21 protein-coding genes are annotated in these 17,802 nt (G+C 60.0%); 11 read left to right on the top strand and 10 right to left on the bottom strand.

Going from position 1 to position 17,802, the window contains the following annotated elements:
* Nucleotides 1-61 precede the first annotated feature (61 nt).
* The 4 genes from AC245Y_RS27725 to AC245Y_RS27740 all read right to left on the bottom strand — a co-directional run bounded on the left by AC245Y_RS27725 (nucleotide 62) and on the right by AC245Y_RS27740 (nucleotide 3,029).
* Nucleotides 62-931: an alpha/beta fold hydrolase gene (locus AC245Y_RS27725; RefSeq protein ID WP_017996804.1), complete on the bottom strand. Its 870-nt coding sequence runs from the start codon at nucleotides 929-931 to the stop codon at nucleotides 62-64.
* A 24-nt stretch (nucleotides 932-955) separates the two neighbouring features.
* On the bottom strand, nucleotides 956-1,330 hold the full coding sequence (locus AC245Y_RS27730; protein ID WP_017996803.1) for a GFA family protein: 375 nt from the start codon (nucleotides 1,328-1,330) through the stop codon (nucleotides 956-958).
* Between the two features lie 156 nt (nucleotides 1,331-1,486).
* Nucleotides 1,487-2,317, bottom strand: a complete 831-nt coding sequence (locus tag AC245Y_RS27735; RefSeq protein ID WP_017996802.1) for an MBL fold metallo-hydrolase — start codon at nucleotides 2,315-2,317, stop codon at nucleotides 1,487-1,489.
* Nucleotides 2,318-2,798: 481 nt separating this feature from the next.
* Nucleotides 2,799-3,029 carry a hypothetical protein gene (locus AC245Y_RS27740; protein ID WP_012763524.1) on the bottom strand — a complete coding sequence of 77 codons (231 nt, stop codon included), beginning with the start codon at nucleotides 3,027-3,029 and terminating at the stop codon, nucleotides 2,799-2,801.
* Between the two features lie 137 nt (nucleotides 3,030-3,166).
* Between AC245Y_RS27740 and AC245Y_RS27745 the strand changes: the two genes are divergently transcribed.
* Nucleotides 3,167-3,469 (top strand): hypothetical protein, encoded by a 303-nt coding sequence (locus AC245Y_RS27745; protein ID WP_017996800.1) that lies wholly within the window; start codon nucleotides 3,167-3,169, stop codon nucleotides 3,467-3,469.
* Nucleotides 3,470-3,670: 201 nt separating this feature from the next.
* On the opposite strand, the gene AC245Y_RS27750 is transcribed toward AC245Y_RS27745, so the two are convergent.
* Nucleotides 3,671-3,970 carry a hypothetical protein gene (locus AC245Y_RS27750; RefSeq protein ID WP_017996799.1) on the bottom strand — a complete coding sequence of 100 codons (300 nt, stop codon included), beginning with the start codon at nucleotides 3,968-3,970 and terminating at the stop codon, nucleotides 3,671-3,673.
* A gap of 687 nt (nucleotides 3,971-4,657) precedes the next feature.
* Between AC245Y_RS27750 and AC245Y_RS27755 the strand changes: the two genes are divergently transcribed.
* Together AC245Y_RS27755 and AC245Y_RS27760 are read left to right on the top strand one after the other, a co-directional pair.
* A complete protein-coding gene (locus AC245Y_RS27755) occupies nucleotides 4,658-5,326 on the top strand; it encodes a GntR family transcriptional regulator (protein WP_017996798.1) in 669 nt (222 codons plus the stop codon).
* Between the two features lie 74 nt (nucleotides 5,327-5,400).
* Nucleotides 5,401-6,075 carry a GntR family transcriptional regulator gene (locus AC245Y_RS27760; protein WP_017996797.1) on the top strand — a complete coding sequence of 225 codons (675 nt, stop codon included), beginning with the start codon at nucleotides 5,401-5,403 and terminating at the stop codon, nucleotides 6,073-6,075.
* A 110-nt stretch (nucleotides 6,076-6,185) separates the two neighbouring features.
* Here the strand turns inward: AC245Y_RS27760 and AC245Y_RS27765 are convergent, their stop codons facing one another.
* Nucleotides 6,186-8,081 (bottom strand): bifunctional sugar phosphate isomerase/epimerase/4-hydroxyphenylpyruvate dioxygenase family protein, encoded by a 1,896-nt coding sequence (locus AC245Y_RS27765; RefSeq protein WP_017996796.1) that lies wholly within the window; start codon nucleotides 8,079-8,081, stop codon nucleotides 6,186-6,188.
* Nucleotides 8,082-8,331: 250 nt separating this feature from the next.
* On the opposite strand from AC245Y_RS27765, the gene AC245Y_RS27770 reads away from it, so the two are divergent.
* The 7 genes from AC245Y_RS27770 to AC245Y_RS27800 all read left to right on the top strand — a co-directional run bounded on the left by AC245Y_RS27770 (nucleotide 8,332) and on the right by AC245Y_RS27800 (nucleotide 13,847).
* Nucleotides 8,332-9,162 carry a transporter substrate-binding domain-containing protein gene (locus AC245Y_RS27770; RefSeq protein ID WP_017996795.1) on the top strand — a complete coding sequence of 277 codons (831 nt, stop codon included), beginning with the start codon at nucleotides 8,332-8,334 and terminating at the stop codon, nucleotides 9,160-9,162.
* A 110-nt stretch (nucleotides 9,163-9,272) separates the two neighbouring features.
* Nucleotides 9,273-9,716 carry a type II 3-dehydroquinate dehydratase gene (locus AC245Y_RS27775; protein WP_017996793.1) on the top strand — a complete coding sequence of 148 codons (444 nt, stop codon included), beginning with the start codon at nucleotides 9,273-9,275 and terminating at the stop codon, nucleotides 9,714-9,716.
* A 31-nt stretch (nucleotides 9,717-9,747) separates the two neighbouring features.
* Entirely contained in the window at nucleotides 9,748-10,416 is a 669-nt protein-coding gene (locus AC245Y_RS27780; protein WP_017996792.1) for an amino acid ABC transporter permease, read from the top strand.
* Nucleotides 10,417-10,426: 10 nt separating this feature from the next.
* Entirely contained in the window at nucleotides 10,427-11,068 is a 642-nt protein-coding gene (locus tag AC245Y_RS27785; protein ID WP_003553651.1) for an amino acid ABC transporter permease, read from the top strand.
* Between the two features lie 53 nt (nucleotides 11,069-11,121).
* Nucleotides 11,122-11,886 carry an amino acid ABC transporter ATP-binding protein gene (locus AC245Y_RS27790; RefSeq protein ID WP_017996791.1) on the top strand — a complete coding sequence of 255 codons (765 nt, stop codon included), beginning with the start codon at nucleotides 11,122-11,124 and terminating at the stop codon, nucleotides 11,884-11,886.
* Nucleotides 11,887-11,944: 58 nt separating this feature from the next.
* Nucleotides 11,945-13,012 carry a Gfo/Idh/MocA family protein gene (locus tag AC245Y_RS27795; RefSeq protein WP_017996790.1) on the top strand — a complete coding sequence of 356 codons (1,068 nt, stop codon included), beginning with the start codon at nucleotides 11,945-11,947 and terminating at the stop codon, nucleotides 13,010-13,012.
* 4 nt (nucleotides 13,013-13,016) lie between these two features.
* Nucleotides 13,017-13,847, top strand: a complete 831-nt coding sequence (locus AC245Y_RS27800) for a shikimate dehydrogenase family protein (RefSeq protein WP_017996789.1) — start codon at nucleotides 13,017-13,019, stop codon at nucleotides 13,845-13,847.
* Nucleotides 13,848-13,899: 52 nt separating this feature from the next.
* Here the strand turns inward: AC245Y_RS27800 and AC245Y_RS27805 are convergent, their stop codons facing one another.
* Nucleotides 13,900-14,667: an SDR family oxidoreductase gene (locus AC245Y_RS27805; RefSeq protein ID WP_026157656.1), complete on the bottom strand. Its 768-nt coding sequence runs from the start codon at nucleotides 14,665-14,667 to the stop codon at nucleotides 13,900-13,902.
* Nucleotides 14,668-14,803: 136 nt separating this feature from the next.
* On the opposite strand from AC245Y_RS27805, the gene AC245Y_RS27810 reads away from it, so the two are divergent.
* Complete coding sequence (locus AC245Y_RS27810) at nucleotides 14,804-15,193, top strand: helix-turn-helix domain-containing protein (protein WP_017996787.1); 390 nt, start codon at nucleotides 14,804-14,806, stop codon at nucleotides 15,191-15,193.
* Here the strand turns inward: AC245Y_RS27810 and AC245Y_RS27815 are convergent.
* From AC245Y_RS27815 to pcaH, 3 genes are all read right to left on the bottom strand, one after another.
* The gene (locus AC245Y_RS27815; protein ID WP_017996786.1) at nucleotides 15,190-16,236 is read right to left on the bottom strand and encodes a 3-carboxy-cis,cis-muconate cycloisomerase; all 1,047 of its coding nucleotides are present in this window, start codon (nucleotides 16,234-16,236) and stop codon (nucleotides 15,190-15,192) included. The two genes, AC245Y_RS27810 and AC245Y_RS27815, sit on opposite strands and share 4 nt — an antisense overlap.
* Nucleotides 16,237-16,434: 198 nt before the next feature.
* Entirely contained in the window at nucleotides 16,435-17,046 is a 612-nt protein-coding gene (pcaG, locus tag AC245Y_RS27820) for a protocatechuate 3,4-dioxygenase subunit alpha (RefSeq protein WP_017996785.1), read from the bottom strand.
* A 2-nt stretch (nucleotides 17,047-17,048) separates the two neighbouring features.
* The gene (gene pcaH, locus AC245Y_RS27825) at nucleotides 17,049-17,798 is read right to left on the bottom strand and encodes a protocatechuate 3,4-dioxygenase subunit beta (protein ID WP_003553667.1); all 750 of its coding nucleotides are present in this window, start codon (nucleotides 17,796-17,798) and stop codon (nucleotides 17,049-17,051) included.
* Between the last annotated feature and the right edge of the window lie 4 nt (nucleotides 17,799-17,802).

Consider the following 17,802-nt stretch of genomic DNA (forward strand, 5'->3'; position numbering starts at 1 on the left):
TGAAGCGCGAGGAGCGAATCTCAAAGATCGCGACACGATTTAGGGCATTAGACATTGTCGATCAGGTGGCATGAACGCGCCCGAGGAAGTCTCGCATGAGTGCGACGACCTCTTCGAGATGTGTCTCGAGCAGCCAGTGGCCGCCGCCGAGCAGATGCAGTTCGGCGTCCGGCAGATCCCGCAGGTAGGCTCGCGCCGATTTTTCCGGCATGTAGTGGTCGTTCGGACCCCAGACGATCAAGGTCGGAGGCTGGTATTCCTGGAGGTATTTCCGGTGTTCCGGGAACCAGGCCCGGTTCTCCTTCAGTCCAACGATCAGGTCTCTGGCGATGTCCTTGCGCCGTGGCGTGATCAGCGACCAATGCAGCTTCCAGAGGTCTGGCGGGATCGCATCGGCCAGAGGAGGCGGCAGATCGTTGAGGAATTCCTCCTTGAAAGTCTCCTCGCTGACCGCCTCCGCCAGCACCTTCCTCATCTCCGATCTCGGAAGCGTCCAGGTCGCCTCGATATCCGCATATTTTGGTCCGAGGGCATCTTCATAGGGAATGTCGCCATTCTGGATGATCAGCGCCACGATGCGTTGAGGGGCTCTGATCGCCAAGCGGGTACCGATTGGCGAGCCGAAGTCGTGGAGGTAGGGGACGAACCGGTCGACACCTAGGGCGTCGACGAAGGCCTCCAGCCAGGCAGCGTATCCATCGAAACTGTAGTCGAAATCTTCAGGCGTGCCACTATAGCCCGCGCCCGGGAAATCCGGCGCGATCAGGCGCCACTGGTCGGCAAGGCGCGGCATGAGATTGCGAAATTCATGGGACGAGCAGGGATATCCGTGCGGCAGCAACAAGACCGGAGCATCTTCCCGGCCGGCCTCGCGGTAAAAAGTCTCGACGCCTGCAACCGTCATCCAGCGATGTCGGACGAGAGTGGTCATGGACAAGCTCCTCGGAACCGTTCTTCACGTTCGGTCTTCGTCATACTGCTTTGCGCCTTCGACCGGTCGCAGCCAGGGCTCGCGGCGTTTGATCCAGAGTTCGTAGCTCGGCACAAGAGGCGTCGGGGCCTCGGAAAGGATGCCGAGCTTGATTTCGGCCTCCTGGTCATCGGCGGAAAACAGCCGCGAGCCGCAACCGGTGCAGAAATGTCGACCCTGGAACTCGCCGGTTTTCCCTGAATGTTCGAACTGGCCGGCGGGCCAGATCCCATAGAAGGTAAAGGCCGAACCGCTTTCTTGCCGGCAGTCGGTGCAATGACAGATTCCAACGCGCAAGGGTTCGCCCCGGACAGAAACATGCACCTGCCCGCAAAGACACTTTCCGGAAAGCGCGGTCATGACGGATCCCTGTTTCGTTGATTTTTCGCTGCCGGGAAAACGGTCCGGCCGGGCAACTGTTCCGTCGTGACGTCGCAGGCCTGCTCGGCTCGACGAATAGGATACTCTGTCGAAGAGCGTCAGACTGGACAAGATGAAGGCGGCTTCAGCGGCCTGCTAGATCATCACGATCTGATTGTCGCGCGCGGCAAAGGATTCAGGGAAGGCCGCCTGCGCCTGCGTTTCCATCTGCGCCAGCTGTTCGTCGGTGCGGGAGGGAGCGTGGTGGAAGAGCGCGAAGCGCTTGGCGCCCGCGATCTTCGCGAGCTCGGTGCCGTGCTGCCAGGTCGAATGGCCGAAGCCCTTGAAACGCTGCATCTCGTCTTCATTGTAGGTGCAGTCGTAGACGACGAGATCGGCGTCCTGCATCATTTCGAGCGAGACTGGATCGTAGTTGCCGGGATCATGTTCGATATCGTAGATAAGCGCGACCGAACGGCCCTGCCATTCGATGCGGTAGCCTATGGCGCCGCCCGGATGGTTCAGCATGAAGGTCTTGATCTTGACGCCCGGGCGCGGGTTCAGCACCTGGCCGGCATGGAAATCGCTGAAATTCATCGTCGCCTGACAGATGTCGGTCTTGACGGGAAACCAGGGCGGGCTGATGAACTGCTCGACCATTTCCCGCGTGCTCATCTTGCCATCGAGATGGCCGGACCAGATGTTGACGTTGATCGAGGGATAATAGATCGCCTTGAAGAAGGGCAGGCCGATGATGTGGTCGTAATGGCAGTGACTGAAGAACAGGTCGACGTCGGTGACGCTGTCGGCGAGCAACGACAGCCCCGCCTCGCGCAGGCCGGAGCCAGCGTCGAAGATCATCCGATGTTCTCCGCAGCGAATCTCGATGCAGGAAGTGTTACCGCCGTAGCGATCGAACTCGGGGCCAGACACGGGAATACTGCCGCGGACGCCCCAAAATTTTACCTGAAACAGTTCTGTCGTCATCGTTCTTCAAACCGGCCTTCCCGCATCGCCATCGTAGTCATAGTTCGTCCCGATGCGAAGCAGCAGAATTCCACGGGTTTGTCTGTTCCCCTTTGTATTCTCCCAACCGATAGCGGAAGAAGAAGTAGATTTTCCTAAGCAATCGGCTTTCGGTTCGGAAAGCAAGCCGGTATGGTTGGTTTTCGGTATACGCGCTGCTCAGGGCGGGGACATTTTCCCGTAAGTCATGCCTATTAGATGGTTGCGCGCGATTGAAAAAACAATTGCCGCCCTGTCGAGCCGAAAATCCAGTTCCGAAGGTTGGGGGGACCGCTATATCCGACGACGGCTGACTGGGCTCTGACAATCAGCCTTCTTTCATTTTGCATCTCGCGGCTTTGTCTGGAACGTCTGGTCTAAGTTCAACTATAGGGCGGGCCGCTCTGCGCTATCGTGGAATCCTTCGGGCGGTCGTGTAGGCCGGTGCTGACCTTCGACATCGTCACTCGCGGTTTGCCGTCTGCGGCGCGGGGATGCGCGTCTTCGCATCGGACCGACCAGTCTCTGGTTCGGCGTCGGCGACGCCGTCACCGGCCTCGCGGCTGTTGCCCATGTTCACGGGCGGGGCGCGCTGTTCGTCGACGTTGATCTCTGGAAGCTCGTCGTCCTGCGTGTCTTCGTTCAGCGACTTTGGAGGAAGCTTGGCGGAACTGGGGATTGAGTTCGTCGTCATGTTGGTTCTCCTTCTGGAGAAGGAACTCGCAGACGCCGACGCGGTTCCACCCGCCGCCGTCGTGATCCTGCCATCCTTTTTCGCGATCAACAGCCGCCACGCCGAGGCGTGATTCTGAATGAAATGAGGAGTTTGATATGCTGAAGACCACATTGGTCGCGACGACAACGTTGCTTGCCCTTACCCAGTTCGCCAGTGCTTCCAGCGACAGCGCATGGAACGCACTGTTCGCGAAGGCGAACGGGACCTGCATCGGTCAGTCGCGAATGGTGTCACCGGAAGCGACCGCGCCGGTGGTCTTCGACGATGCGACTGGCAAGGTAGCAGTTCTTCTCCGCGAGAAGAGCTCGAAGTCGAAGAAGCTAGTGAACCTCATCTGTCTGTACGACAAGAAGTCGGGCAAGGCGTCCATTGCCGAGTATCAGTGGCTCGGACAGTAGGGACCGGCGGCCAGGGCGATGTCAAAGCGGCGGTTGAACGCTCAGGTGATCTGTAGAGTATAGCGGGGGCCTGGCTTACCTACCGTGCTGTTCTGTTTAACGATTGCGGGGACTATCATGGGCGGCAATATTCGCGCATGCGTTTCCACCTTACGATCGGCAAACGAGGCCGATTCACGATGGTTATGGTTGCGAAGAAAATCAAAGGCGTTCGATTTCAATCACGCGAATGACGATCTCCTCCTGACGGAACCGCGCCTCCAGTTTCTTGCGGTAGGACGACCACCAGGCGCGGTCGAGATCAGGGGTCATTAACTCGGCGACAACGATGCGGTCCTGCTCGATTTCGCCGTCGTCGCGCCACAGTCCTTCGGCGGGTGAGTCGACGTGAAGGGTGACCCCGCCGAACTTCGCCATGAGTTCGTCCCGGACAAGGTTGACGTTCGGCCGGCTCCCACGAGGGTGTGAAACTGGAAGGAGGATTTCGACGAGATACGGCATCCTGGTTAACCGGCGTCGCGACCGGAAGTTCCTGGTTGCCGGCGCCGTCGGCGATCCATCCTGAAAGTGTGAATCGAGCGCCGCCATCGGCGAACATGCGGTAGAATGACGCTGGACGACATCAACTCGGCTGTCTTATGAGATTGATCAAGGCGTCAGCCGGTCAAACCTGAATGTCTTGGTGCCTGGTTTTCTCTCGCCGCAGCGTCCAGCTTTTTCAGTAAGTCCCCGAAAACATCTTCGCAGTCGGTGGGCAATGAGAATTCTGGCAGCCCACGCAAACGTGGTCCCAAGCGCTTCAAGGTATCGCGCTGGATGATTCCTGCTGTAGTTGTTTCAGACGTTTCAGACATGATGGCACAACGAGGGCGCCAGTGTTAGGTTCCGCAATATTTGTATTACTATTTGATGACTCGCGGGGGCAGACGCCGTCTCCATGCAAAGCTTTCACCGCCAGTCCGCGGTAATTCTCAGATATTCCCGGTTAGTGCCACTTGCGGGTTACGCAAAGAGCCTAGCCGAAACGACTTATGGCGCGTGTATTAGCGTTTTCCACCGTTTGCCTGGTTCTCCGGTTAAACCACCATCATATGAGAAAATTGTGCATCCCATTGTGGGAATGCTTCCTTGCTTTAGGGTGCCAGAAAGCGATATATCCGACGATACGGGAAATATAAGAGACTCGCGATGTTGCAGCCGGTTATCAACGAGACCATTGCCGAAAGCAGCTACAGGCGCATTCGGGCCGACATCATTTTTGGCCGGCTGGCTCCCGGGCAAAAGCTAAAACTGGAAAGCCTGAAGGAGTCCTACGAGACCAGCATCAGCACACTTCGGGAAGTGCTGAACCGGCTCTCCTCCGAGGGGCTTGTCGTCGCCGAGGGGCAAAAAGGTTTCGAAGTGTCTCCGGTGTCGGTTTCAGACCTCAAGGAGACGGCGGCGCTGAGGCTTCTCTTGGAAACACATGCGCTGGAGCAGTCGTTCGCGCATGGCGACGTGGAGTGGGAAGCTCCGCTGGTATCGGCGCATTACAAATTGGCGCGGATGGAACAGGTGATGGCAACCGGCGACACCAGCAGGGCTGAGGACTGGAAGCGCTACGACTGGGAGTTCCACCAAGCCCTGATATCTGCCTGCGGGTCGAAACTGCTGATGGAGACGCATTCGGTGATCTTCGACAGATATCTCAGATATCAGATGGTTGCCTTGTCCTATCGAGGCGATGTCGCAGCCAATGAACATCAGCAGCTTTTGGATGCGGCATTGCGACGGGACGCGGTGACGGCCAAGCGGGTGCTTGCCCTGCATATTCAAGGCGGGGTCGAACATGCGCTGGCGAGAGGGACGCTGAGATAGAAATTGTCCGGACGTTCCTCTTCGAGCTTTAGGTCCACCACGTAAATTGCATTTCGGCGAAACCAGGAAAAGCCATGCTCAAGCAAGTCCACGACCCGGCTGAAACAGTAAGCGATGTCGTCTTCCGGCAGATCCGCGAGGATATCATATCGGGGACATTGCCGCCGGGGGCCAAGATCAAGCTGGAGCAGGCCAAGGAGCGTTACTCCATCGGCATTTCATCGCTGCGCGAAATCCTGAGCCGTCTGACCACGGAAAACCTCGTCGTTGCCGAGGGGCAGCGCGGTTTTGAAGTCAGCCCTGCTTCGCGCCGCGAACTTCTGGAGCTCGCCGACCTCAGGATTGTTCTTGAAACACATGCGATCGGCCTTGCCTTCGCTGCGGGAAATCTTGAATGGGAGGGGCGCATCGTCGCCGCCCATCACCGGCTGGCTGCCGCGGAACGCAAGCTCCTTGCCGGCGACGTCTCACGGACGGTCGACTGGGTTCGATACGACTGGGAGTTCCATCAGGCGATCGTCTCGGCCTGCAATTCAGCGACGCTGATGGCGACATTGTCGTCCGTCTTCGACCGCTTTCTCCGCTACCATATGCTGGCCGAAAGTTTTCGCGGAAAGCCCGTCGTCGATGACCATAAGCTTTTGTTTGAACTTTCCATTCGGCGCGACGTCGCTGGCGCGACCGACGTCGTCAAACGGCACGTTCAAAGCGGCGTGGACCATGTGCTGAATAGCGGCCGGATTACATAGAGAAATTCCAGCAAAAAGTGCGACGCGGTTTTCCGTCCGGAAGCGCAAAAGAAAAGGTTAGCGCGCGGCTCTGCGCTTTCATGAAAAGCTGAGCCGCCCCTAACCATGGCTCAAAAGGCGTCTTTCGGAATTCCTTCCGGACGCATGTGTTTCTTCAGGGCGGCGATCCGGAAAATCGCGTTCGGGGCGCCGTAGCCGCGGTAGCCGCGGCGCTCGACGATCTCGAAGAAGAACCCCTCTCCATAGGTTCCGCTATAGAGCTGGAAATATTCGCCATGCTCGTCGCGGTCATAGAGGATGTTTTCCGCCTTCAACCGCTCGGTCAGGGCCGGATCGAGGCCGAAGCGTGCTTCGACGTCGTCGTAGTAGTTCGGCGAAATGTGCAGCGATCTGAAACCGCAAACACGAAGGCTTTCTGCGGTTGCAAAGATGTCGTCGGTCAAAAACGCCAGGTGCTGGATGCCGGCCCCGAATTTTTCAGCAATGAAATGGCCCGCCAGAGTGCGGCGATTCTCGGCGCCGTTCATGGTAATGCGCAGCGCCCCGGTGTCGTTCTCGACGACTTGGCTGCGCACCACTCCGGCCGGATCGATGATATCGACCATTGGGGTCTTCCGCGTCTCGAAAATCGACGTGTAAAACAGAAGCCAGGTGAGCATTTCATCGTAACCGACCGTCTGGGCGACGTGATCAATGCGCAACAGCCCTGCAGACGGCGCGTCGGTATCGTCGGTGACCGGCTGAAAGTCGATTTCGGAGAAGCGACCCAATGCGCTCTTGTCGTCGATGAGATAGACGATCCCGCCCCCAACACCCCGAATGGCAGGCAGCTCGAGTTCACCGTCTGCGACAGGCTGGGTGAATGGCTCGGCATCCAAGGCGAGCGCGCGCTCATAGGCCTTTGCGGCATCGTCGACGACCAGCGCCATGGCATAGGCAAAAGTGCCGTGAACGGCGTAAGCGGCGTTCGCGAATCCTGCCTGATCAACATTGACGAGGATGCGGATCTCGCCCTGCTCGAAAAAAGAGACTTTCTTCGTGCGGTGGATTGCCGTCCTTTTGAAGCCGAGGGTGCGCAGCAATGCAACCAGCTCGACCTCGTCTTCCTCGTCCGTGGCAAACTCGACGAAACCGACGCCCTTGACGGAGGGCCTTTCCGGCATCGCCGCTCCGGTCATGCTGGCGATGCCGAGATGGCGTCGGACCTGATCGCCAAGATAGATCAGCGAGCGGTGGCCATCGGCGGCAATCGCCCGCGACAGACCGCCTCGAAACTGGTCGTTGAAGATCTCCAGGGAGAAATAGCCATCATAACCTGTTGCCGCGACGGCTTCGGTAAACGCCGTGACGGGAAGATCGCCTTCCCCTGGCATGTTTCGGAAGTGGCGGCTCCAATAAAGCAGGTCCATATCGATCAGCGGGGCGTCGGCAAGCTGGACGATGAAGATTTTCTCTTTGGGAATTGAGCGGATCGAATTGACGTCGATCTTGCGCGACAAAGTGTGGAAGCTGTCGAGGATAAGACCGATATTCGGATGATCGGCGCGACGGACGATCTCCCAGGCGTCGCGGTGGTCGCTGATATGGCGGCCCCAGGCAAGCGCCTCGTAGCCCACCCTCAGTCCCCGCCGGGCGGCACGCTCGCCGAGTTCGTGAAAGTCCGCCGCCGCCCGGTCGATGCCGCCGATGGCTGCCGGCGAGACGTTGGAGCAGACCAGCACCAGATCCGTTCCGAGCTGCTGCATCACGTCGAACTTCCGTTCCGCACGATCAAACGTTCGGCTTCGCAGCGGCTCCGGCATGCCCTCGAAATCACGAAACGGCTGAAACAGGGTGATCTCCAGGCCATGATCGCGGACGAGTTTTCCGACATCAGCCGGGCTTCCGTCGAAGGCGAGGAAATCATTTTCGAAGATCTCGACGCCGTCGAAGCCCGCTCGGGCGATCGCCTCGAGCTTCTCGGGAAGTTCGCCGCTGATCGTTACAGTCGCAATCGAGGTCCTCATGTCAAAGCCCTTCCGATATCGGTGCGAGATAAAACGAGCGCCGAACACGATGATGCGTTCCAGAAAACCGCTCGCTACTATTATGGCAAATGTCGTGAGGAATTCAAATAGCGTGTCTTATTATAAATTCTCATATGATTTTGAAAAACTCTGTTGATTTGCGCGTCCGTCTCTGGCAATCATTCCTCTCACAGTCAAAAGGTGAGGTTGGCTGTCCGGTCCATGGACCGTTCCAAGGAGGAGAAATTACATGTTCAAGTCTATGCTAACGCGTCGAAACGCGATGCTCGGAGCCGCCGCCCTCGTGGCAGCCGTCACCCTGGCGCAGCCGGCCGCCGCCGTCACGCCCGATGAAATCAAGGCTCGTGGCAAGATCATCGTCGGAATTCAGGGCGACAATCCGCCTTGGGGCTTTGTGACCAGCGGCGGCAAGCAGGACGGCCTCGACGCCGACATCGCAACGCTGTTTGCCAAGGAACTCGGCGTTTCCGTCGAGTTCGTGCCGCTTGAAGTCAACAACCGCATTCCGGCACTGACGGCCGGCCGAGTCGACGTTCTGTTCGCAACGATGGCGATGTTGCCGGATCGCGCAAAAGCCGTGCAGTTCAGCAAGCCCTATGTTGCCAATGCCATCGTCCTGATCGGTCCGAAAAAGGCTGAGATCAAAACCAATGCCGACATGGCCAAGTTCACGGTCGGCGTCGCCAAGGGAGCTGCTCAGGACACGCAGGTCACCAAGAACGCGCCGCCGAGCACCACCATCCGCCGCTATGACGGAGACGCCGCAAGCGTCCAGGCGCTGGTGTCCGGCCAGGTCGAGACGCTTGGCGGCAACATCTTCTACATGGACCGGCTGGAGAAGGCCCGTCCGGGCGAATTCGAAAACAAGCTTGAATTCCAGAAGCTCTATAACGGTGCTTGCACGCGTCTCGGCGAAAAGGAAATCAATGCGGCGCTGAACACCTTCATCGACAAGATCAAGGCCAACGGCGAGCTCAAGGCCGTCTACGACAAGTGGATGAAGGTTCCGGTTCCGGAATTCCCGGAAACGCTGGAAGGCATTCCGTTCGCGGCGAAGTGAAAGCTCATAAATCGAGCGTTTAGTCGAGGAGGTGGGCATCCCTGGGGATGCCCACCAACGCTACCATCATGTTTCGAGACCGGCTTCGGCCCGCGTCCGGGAGCGCGATCATGAACAAGCCAATTTTTGTGCTCAATGGGCCGAATCTCAATCTTCTCGGTCAGCGCGAGCCGGCAATCTACGGGACCACGACGCTGGCCGACATCAACAAACGATGCGTCGCCAAGGCAAAGTCTTTGGGGTTCGACGTCGAGTTTCGGCAGACCAATTTCGAGGGCGAACTGGTTGAGAGCGTGCACCAGGCCCGGACCGATGCTTGTGGCATCATCATCAATCCTGCCGGTTATACCTTCACATCGATCGCTCTTCTCGATGCCTTGAAAATGTTCGATCCGCCGAAGATCGAACTGCACATCTCCAATGTCCATGCGCGCGAGAGCATCTACCACAATTCGCTGATCTCGCGCGTTGCCACGGCGATCATGATCGGCTTTGGGGCCGATGGCTACGAACTGGCTATCCAGGCGATGGCTGGAATGGTCAAGCGGGACTGAATTTTCAGGAAGACGGACCGGAAGGATCGCCATGAATTATAAGTTGGATTTCACCCCGGTCATAGATGGCCTGCCGAACCTTCTGCTCGGCTGCCTTGGGACATTCCTGCTTGCCATTTGTGGGATGCTGCTGGCGATCGTCATCGGAATTGGCGGTGTTGCGCTGCGCGACTCTGCCCTGAAGCCAGCACGATGGCTGGTCATCGCCTTCGTCGAATTGATCCGCAACACGCCGTTTCTGGTGCAGATCTTCTTCATCTACTTCGCGCTTCCGCTGACGGGCATCAGACTGGATCCGACGCCAACGGCGATTATCGCGCTTGGCATCAACGGCGGCGCCTACGCAATCGAGATCATCCGCGGCGGCGTCCAGTCGATCCCGAAGGGTCAGATGGAAGCGGGTCTGGCGCTTGGTCTGCACAAGGCCAAGGTTTTCCGGCTGATCATCCTCAAGCCGGCACTGCGGGCGATCTATCCGTCCTTGACCAGCCAGTTCGTCCTGTTGACGCTGACCACCAGCATCGCGTCGGCGATCTCGGCCTACGAGCTGACGTCCGTTTCGCAGCGCATCGAATCGGAGAGCTTCCGCAGCTTCGAGGTCTACTTCACCGTCACGGTTTTCTATTTCGTGATCTCCTGGCTGATGATGCGCATCTTCGCGCTGTTTTCGGCGCGCTACTTCAAATATCCGGTCAAGTAGGAGGAATTCCATGGGTCAAGAAGAATTCGTCTTCCTCCTGATCGGCCTGAAATGGACCGTGCTCCTGTCGGCCGTCGGCTTTGTCTGCGGCGGCATTGCAGGGCTCGGCGTCGCTCTTGCGCGCGCCTCGGGCATCCCGCTGCTGGAACGTCTGACGGCCGGCTATATCGCCGTCTTCCAGGGAACCCCGCTGCTGATGCAGCTTTTCGTCGTCTATTACGGCCTGGCGCTGGTGGGGCTGATGCTCGATTCCTGGGTGGCCGTCGCCATCGGACTGACGCTGCATGCCAGTGCCTATCTCGGCGAGATCTGGCGCGGATCGATCGAAGCGGTTCCGCGCGGCCAGACGGAAGCGGCAAAGGCTCTCAGCCTCAGATACATCTCGCGCATGAAGGATGTCATCCTGCCGCAGGCGCTGCGCATTTCGCTGCCAGCCACGATCGGCTTCCTGGTGCAACTGATCAAGGGCACCTCGCTTGCGTCGATCGTCGGCTTCACCGAGCTGACGCGGGCCGGCAACATCATCTCCAACCAGATCTTCCAACCGCTGACGGTCTTCGGCGTCGTCGGCATTCTCTATTTCCTGATGTGCTGCCCACTGACGATTCTTGGTGCTCGCCTCGAACGAAGGTTCGCCGCCTCCGCGCGCTGATCCGCATCCCTCGTCTTCGATGCGGTCCAGCCCGCCAATATGGAGTTCTACCGATGACCAGTCCCAGTCCCGCTCAAGGCGCGGAAACCATGATCACCATGGAGCGGGTGGAGAAGTGGTATGGCGCTTTTCAAGCCCTGCGCGACATCAACATATCGGTTCGCAGCGGCGAGAGGATCGTCCTGTGCGGGCCCTCCGGCAGCGGCAAGTCGACGCTCATTCGCTGCATCAACCATCTCGAGACCTACGAGAAAGGTGAAATCCGCGTCGGCGGGATTCTTCTCGGCAATCAGGCCAAGACCATCGACGCGATCCGTCGCGAGGTCGGCATGGTCTTCCAGCAGTTCAATCTGTTTCCGCATATGACCGTGCTGCAGAACTGCATGCTGGCGCCGATGAAGGCAGCCGGCATCAGTAGGGCGGAGGCCGAGGAACGGGCACGCGGGCTGCTCGAGCGGGTCAAGATCCTGGAGCAGGCCGACAAATATCCGGTGCAGCTTTCGGGTGGCCAGCAGCAGCGCGTCGCCATCGCCCGCGCGCTTTGCATGCGGCCGAAAGTGATGCTGTTCGATGAGCCGACCTCGGCGCTTGACCCGGAGATGGTCAAGGAGGTGCTGGATACGATGATCGGGCTGGCCGATGAGGGCATGACGATGATCTGCGTCACCCACGAAATGGGCTTTGCCCGCCAGGTCGCCGATCGCGTGATCTTCATGGCCAGCGGCGCGATCGTCGAGGAAGCCCCGCCGGCCGAGTTCTTCACAAACCCACAGCATGAGCGAACCAGGAAATTCCTCGGAGAGATCCTGCGGAAATAAGGGGCTCAAGGTCGATGCGTCAAACAAATATACCTCTGGCAGATTCCAGGAGCCGGCAATGAAGCCGCTGGAGATTGCAGTCATGGGAGCCGGCCTGATCGGCAGGCGCCACATCGAGCGCGTCGTGTCCGAGCCCGGAACCGTTCTCTCGGCGGTGATCGATCCTTCTGCCGCCGGTCGCGACTTTGCCGAGACTGTCGGCGCGCGATGGTACCAAAGCTTCTTAGACATCCGCGTCGAAGACAGGCCTGACGGCGTGATCGTCGCAACGCCGAACCAGCTCCACGTCCAGCATGGAATGGAGATCGTCGCTGCGGGCATCCCTGTCCTGATCGAGAAACCGATCGCCGACGATGTCGATGCTGCCGCAGGACTGGTTGCCGCCGGCGAGAAGGCGGGCATACCGCTTCTGATTGGCCATCACAGGCGCCACAATCCGATGATCCAGGAGGTCAAGCAAATCGTCGACGGCGGAAGGCTTGGCCGGATCATCACGGTGCACGGCACGTTCTGGGTCGCCAAGCCCGACGACTATTTCGACATCCCCTGGCGGCGCGAAGCAGGCGCCGGCCCGGTCTTCGTCAACCTGATCCACGATGTCGATCTCTTCCGATATCTCTTCGGCGAGGTCGAAGCCGTCCATGCGATGGAATCGCGTGCCGTACGGAACCATGCCGTCGAGGATACGGCCGTCGTCACGCTGCGTTTCGCAAACGGAGTGCTTGCCACCCTTAACGGTAGTGATGCCGTGGCCGCGCCCTGGAGCTGGGAGACGACCACCGGCGAAAACCCCGCTTTTCCCCATTACGATCAATTCTGCTACCAGATCGGCGGCACCAAGGGTTCTCTCGGAATTCCAGATCTGACGCTGTGGACAAGCCTTTCGAGGCCCGATTGGCTGGAGCCGCTCGCCGAGGCGCGCGTGCCCTACGCAGCTGCCGATCCCCTTTGCGTTCAGCTCAGACATTTTTGCGAGGTCATTCGTGGCGATGCCCCGCCTCTGGTGAGTGGCCGCGAGGGCCTTGCCACGCTCAGGGTCGTCGAGGCGATCAAGAGATCGGCGGGCGCGGGACAGATGATCCACCTCTCCAACGCCAGCGCCTCTTCCGATCCCCAGAAAGTCTGACCACATGATCACCGGGACGACCAAACTCATCGCGCACCTCGGCTATCCGACGGAGTCCTTCAAGGCCCCGCTGATCTACAATCCTTACTTTCAGAAGAACGGAATTGATGCCGTCGTCGTGCCGATGGGCTGCAGGCCGGCGGACTATCCAGTATTTTTGAAACTTCTGTTCCGACTATCCAATATCCACGGCGCTCTGATCACCATGCCGCACAAGATTTCGACGATGGCGCTGCTCGACGAAACGTCGACCAACGCCAAAGTCGCCGGTTCGTGCAATGCAGTGCGTCTCGGTTCGGACGGCAGGCTGGTCGGTGACATGTTCGATGGCGAGGGCTTCGTTCGGGGCGTCTTGCGCAAGGGTAAAAAGGTTGAAGGAGCGCGCGCGCTCATCGCAGGCGCCGGCGGCGTCGGCTCGGCAATCGCGGCGTCCTTGGCGCAGGCGGGCGTGGAGCATCTGGCGATCTTCGACGCCAATGAGGCGACCGCGACCGCGCTGCTGGACAGGCTGAGGAAATATTATCCGCAGCTTGAGGTGACAGTCGGCTCCGCCGATCCTGAAGGTTTTGACATCGTCGTCAACGCGACACCTCTCGGCATGCGGCGCGGTGACCCGCTGCCGATCGATATCGACCGCATCTCGCCCTCGACCTTCGTCGGCGAAGTCGTGATGACCAAGGAGATAACCCCTTTTCTCGAGGCCGTGCGGGCGCGCGGCTGTGCATTTCAGGTTGGGACGGACATGTTGTTCGAACAGATCCCCGCCTATCTCGAATTCTTCGAATTCCCGACGACGACGGCCGACAATCTGCGGGCGATCGCCAAACTCGGATGATGCGAATTCAGCACGATGCCAGGTGTGAGCGGTTTTCGGACGACAGCCTGTTCTAGAGCGAGACGGTGATGCCGCCATCGACGGTCAGCATGTGTCCGTTGACGAAGGAGGAGGCATCCGAGGCGAGGAAGACGGCGGCGCCGACAAGCTCCTTGACCTCGCCCCAGCGGCCGGCCGGCGTGCGGGTTTCCAGCCAGCCAGAAAACTTGGGATCGTCGACAAGCGCCTGGTTGAGCGGCGTGCGGAAATAGCCGGGCGCGATCGCATTGACCTGGAGGCCGTGTTTCGCCCAATCGGTCGCCATGCCGCGCGTCAGGTTCTTCACCGCGCCCTTGGTCGCGGTATAGGGCGCGATGCCGGGACGGGCGAGTTCGGCCTGGACGGAAGCGATGTTGATGATCTTGCCGCGGCCGCGCGATATCATCGCCTGGGCGGCCGGCTGACTGACATAGAACAGGCTGGAGACGTTGGTCTTGAAGATCTCGTCCCATTTGTCGACCGGGAAGTTCTCCAGCGGTGCGCGGAATTGCATGCCGGCATTGTTGATGAGGATGTCGATCGGGCCGATCTCCGCCTCGATATAGGCGATGGCGGTTCGGCTGGCCTCCGCATCGGTGACGTCGAAGGCGGCGCTGACGGCATGGCGATGGCTGCGACGGATATCTTCAGCGGCGGCCTCGGCCTTCTGCGCGTTGCGGCCGTTGATGATGATCGAAGCGCCATGCTCGGCAAGCCCGACCGCCAATGCGCGGCCGATGCCCTGGCTGGAGCCGGTGACGAGGGCGCGGCGGCCGGAGAGGTCGAAGAGGGGAAAGGTCACGAGGCTGCTCTCATCGTAGGAGGTCAACTTGAAGAACATAGCACCAGGTGCTACTTAGAGGCACGGCGGAACGGCTTTCAAAACCGGCTGGATTATCAAGGCAGCTCGCAAAGCGCGGATATCGGATTCCGAATTATTGAAAGCTATCAGGCAGGTTGCGGAAGGCAAGGCCGATGATCTGGGCGGCGTCTGGAGATCGAACATGGCAAAAAGCATTCAGTACAAGAGCGATGCGTTTGAGGCGATTCACACGTCCGCGGAGGCTATGCATAAAATAGGAACGATCGACAAGGAAACGATGCGGTCCTTCGATGAAAGCTGTCTGGTTTCGCCGCACGCGCTTGGTCCCGAGGCCATCAAGGCATTGCGGGAAAGCAATCGCGTCAGCCAGCCGGTTTTCGCCCGATATCTGAATACCAGCGAATCCACCGTGCAGAAGTGGGAAAGCGGCGCCAAAAGGCCAAGCGGGATGGCGTTGAAGCTGCTCTCGATCGTGCAGAAGCACGGACTTCAGGTTCTGAGCTAGGCCGTTCCAAGCCTCTTGATATTTCCCGTGAGCTCCTTGGCCAGACGCAGGCTGGCGGCGGTTGCCATCGCCATTTGCGGCAGCAGTAGCCATTCGAGCGTCCAGGCAGCACCCGAGCGTTCCTGTTCGTGGATGAGGGACTGGTGGATGCCCGATAGGAGAGTGGCGTTGAAGCGGGCGAGCGAGATAAGGACCTCGGCGGAAACGGGGTTTTGCTTGTGCGCCATCGCCGACGAAGTGCCGCCGCCTGAGATTTCGATTTCATCGCCGGCCTGTGCAAGAAGCGCGATATCCTGGCCTATCTTGCCGAGACTGCCCGATATCGACGCGAACAGGCCGGCAATATCGGCGATCGGCAGACGCCCGCTCTGCCATTGGGGTGCATCGGTGAGGCCGAGTTCCTGGGCGAGAGAGGCACGGATGGCGGCAGCCTGCGATCCGAAGTTGTCCAGCGTGCCGGCCGCACCACCGAACTGGACGGGAAAACCCTGCTCGGTCAGGCGGTCGCGATAGGTCGCCAGCGGTGCGCGCCACGCGTTGAGGCGATCGGATACGGTGATCGGGATCGCCGCCTGCATGCGGGTATGACCCATCAGCTGGTTCCGGCCGAACTGGCCGTCCAGCGCATCGAGCCCCGCGGCAATGGTGGAAAGCCGGCCGGCAAACAGGAAGACGACGGCCTTCAGGCGGATCATCAGGCTGGTATCGATGACGTCCTGGCTGGTCGCGCCGAGATGCAGGCTCTTGGCCGCTTCCTCGCCGACGTCAGCGCGCAGCTGCTTGACGAGGTCGGGAACGACGACACCGTCCCTTGCCGTTGCCGATCGAAGACCGGACATATCGGGCGAGAAGGCGGCACAGCTGTCAGTGATGCGCCTTGCGGCTTCGGTGGGAATGAGGCCATGAGCGGCTTCAGCCTTGGCGAGCGCGGCCTCGAAGGAGAGCATGGCCCGGATATCCGCCTCGGCGGAGAAATAGGGCGTGATTTCGTCGTCGCCGAGCAGGCCGGAAAGGAAGGGGTGGTCGAAGGGCGATGCGGTCATGAGCGTCTCGGTTTGTGGTGGCGGCCCGTCATCCGGCTGCCGCCACCTTCTCCCCACCGGGGAGAAGAGACTCGAGGCGGCGTCCGCGCTTTATGGGCAGGTGATCTCGTGGCACGTCCCCCGCCACGGGGAGAGGGTAGGGTGAGCAGGAGGCTACTTGCACGAAGCCCTGTGAACAAGCGACTTGCGCGGCCGCCCTCAGATATCGAGAAACACCGTCTCCTTCGGACCCTGCAGATGGATGTCGAAATGACAGGTTGCGCCATCGCGGGTGGCGATCATCGTTGCGACGCGCTCGCGATGTTCGATGCGCGAAAGCAGTGGGTCGGCGGCATTGGCCTCCGTCTCTTCCGGGAAATACATGCGCGTGTGCAGGCCGATATTAATGCCGCGGGCGACGATCCAGAAGGTGATGTGCGGGGCTTGTCTGCGACCGTCCTTGAACGGAACGCGGCCGGGCTTGATCGTCTCGAATCTGTAGACGCCGTCCTCGGCGCGGGTCGGGCAGCGGCCCCAGCCGGTGAAATTGGGATCGGCAGCACCGCGCATTTCCGACGGGCTGTTGTAGAGGCCGGCACTGTCGGCCTGCCAGATCTCGATGACCGCATCGCGCACCAGCGCGCCAGCACCATCGAAGATCCGGCCGGTGACGGTGATGCGTTCGCCGAGCGTCTTGTCGTTGACCATCGCGATGCCGAGATCGCTGTCGTAGACGCCGGATATGTCGCAGAAATTCGGCGTCAGGCCGATATGGACATAGGGGCCCGCCGTCTGCGACGGGGTTTCCTTGAGATAGCCGAGCTGCTGCATGGTCAGTTGCCCTCCGGTCTGTTTTCGAACATCGTCGAGCGGCGGCCGCGCAGGACGATATCGAATTTATAGGCGCGTGAATCCATCGGGATGGTGTTGCCCCAGTCGAGCGGCGCGATCAACTGCTCGATCGCTGCCTTGTCGGGGATGGTGCCGACGATCGGACATTTCCAGATCATCGGATCGCCTTCGAAATACATCTGGGTGATCAGGCGCTGGGCAAAGCCATGGCCGAAGATCGAGAAATGGATATGGGCGGGACGCCAATCGTTGATGCCGTTCGGCCAGGGATAGGCGCCGGGGCGGACGGTGCGGAAGTGATAACGGCCATCCTCGTCGGTGATGGCGCGGCCGCAGCCCCCGAAATTCGGGTCGATCGCCGCCAGATAGGTTTCCTTCTTGTGGCGATAGCGGCCGCCTGCATTGGCCTGCCAGAACTCGACCAAGGCGCCTGCAACCGGCCTGGCGCGCTCGTCAAGCACGCGGCCATGGACGATGATGCGCTCGCCGATCGCGCTTTCGCCGGGCTGCGCGTAGTTCAGGATCAGGTCGTTGTCGAGTTCGCCGATCATCGAATGGCCGAAGACCGGGCCGGTGGTCTCGGAAATCGTGCCGTCGAGCGACAGCAGCGCGCGCTGCGGCGCACGTAGCACCGAGGTCTTGTAGCCAGGCGTCAGCGCCGGCGCATGCCAGGCGCGGTCGCGGGCGAAGAAGCCGCCGGTCTCGGGCTTGCGGTTCGGTCGTTCGGACATGTTC

The sequence above is a fragment of the Rhizobium sp. SRDI943 genome, from assembly GCF_057653695.1.

Coding starts and splice junctions, on each gene's coding strand:
- AC245Y_RS27745 (WP_017996800.1), top strand. CDS start 3,167: ATGCTGAAGACCACATTGGTCGCGACGACAACGTTGCTTGCCCTTACC.
- AC245Y_RS27755 (WP_017996798.1), top strand. CDS start 4,658: ATGTTGCAGCCGGTTATCAACGAGACCATTGCCGAAAGCAGCTACAGG.
- pcaH (WP_003553667.1), bottom strand. CDS start 17,798: ATGTCCGAACGACCGAACCGCAAGCCCGAGACCGGCGGCTTCTTCGCC.
- AC245Y_RS27750 (WP_017996799.1), bottom strand. CDS start 3,970: ATGCCGTATCTCGTCGAAATCCTCCTTCCAGTTTCACACCCTCGTGGG.
- AC245Y_RS27815 (WP_017996786.1), bottom strand. CDS start 16,236: ATGACCGCATCGCCCTTCGACCACCCCTTCCTTTCCGGCCTGCTCGGC.
- AC245Y_RS27770 (WP_017996795.1), top strand. CDS start 8,332: ATGTTCAAGTCTATGCTAACGCGTCGAAACGCGATGCTCGGAGCCGCC.
- AC245Y_RS27800 (WP_017996789.1), top strand. CDS start 13,017: ATGATCACCGGGACGACCAAACTCATCGCGCACCTCGGCTATCCGACG.
- AC245Y_RS27790 (WP_017996791.1), top strand. CDS start 11,122: ATGACCAGTCCCAGTCCCGCTCAAGGCGCGGAAACCATGATCACCATG.
- AC245Y_RS27785 (WP_003553651.1), top strand. CDS start 10,427: ATGGGTCAAGAAGAATTCGTCTTCCTCCTGATCGGCCTGAAATGGACC.
- AC245Y_RS27775 (WP_017996793.1), top strand. CDS start 9,273: ATGAACAAGCCAATTTTTGTGCTCAATGGGCCGAATCTCAATCTTCTC.
- AC245Y_RS27780 (WP_017996792.1), top strand. CDS start 9,748: ATGAATTATAAGTTGGATTTCACCCCGGTCATAGATGGCCTGCCGAAC.
- AC245Y_RS27760 (WP_017996797.1), top strand. CDS start 5,401: ATGCTCAAGCAAGTCCACGACCCGGCTGAAACAGTAAGCGATGTCGTC.
- AC245Y_RS27735 (WP_017996802.1), bottom strand. CDS start 2,317: ATGACGACAGAACTGTTTCAGGTAAAATTTTGGGGCGTCCGCGGCAGT.
- AC245Y_RS27795 (WP_017996790.1), top strand. CDS start 11,945: ATGAAGCCGCTGGAGATTGCAGTCATGGGAGCCGGCCTGATCGGCAGG.
- AC245Y_RS27730 (WP_017996803.1), bottom strand. CDS start 1,330: ATGACCGCGCTTTCCGGAAAGTGTCTTTGCGGGCAGGTGCATGTTTCT.
- AC245Y_RS27740 (WP_012763524.1), bottom strand. CDS start 3,029: ATGACGACGAACTCAATCCCCAGTTCCGCCAAGCTTCCTCCAAAGTCG.
- pcaG (WP_017996785.1), bottom strand. CDS start 17,046: ATGCAGCAGCTCGGCTATCTCAAGGAAACCCCGTCGCAGACGGCGGGC.
- AC245Y_RS27765 (WP_017996796.1), bottom strand. CDS start 8,081: ATGAGGACCTCGATTGCGACTGTAACGATCAGCGGCGAACTTCCCGAG.
- AC245Y_RS27725 (WP_017996804.1), bottom strand. CDS start 931: ATGACCACTCTCGTCCGACATCGCTGGATGACGGTTGCAGGCGTCGAG.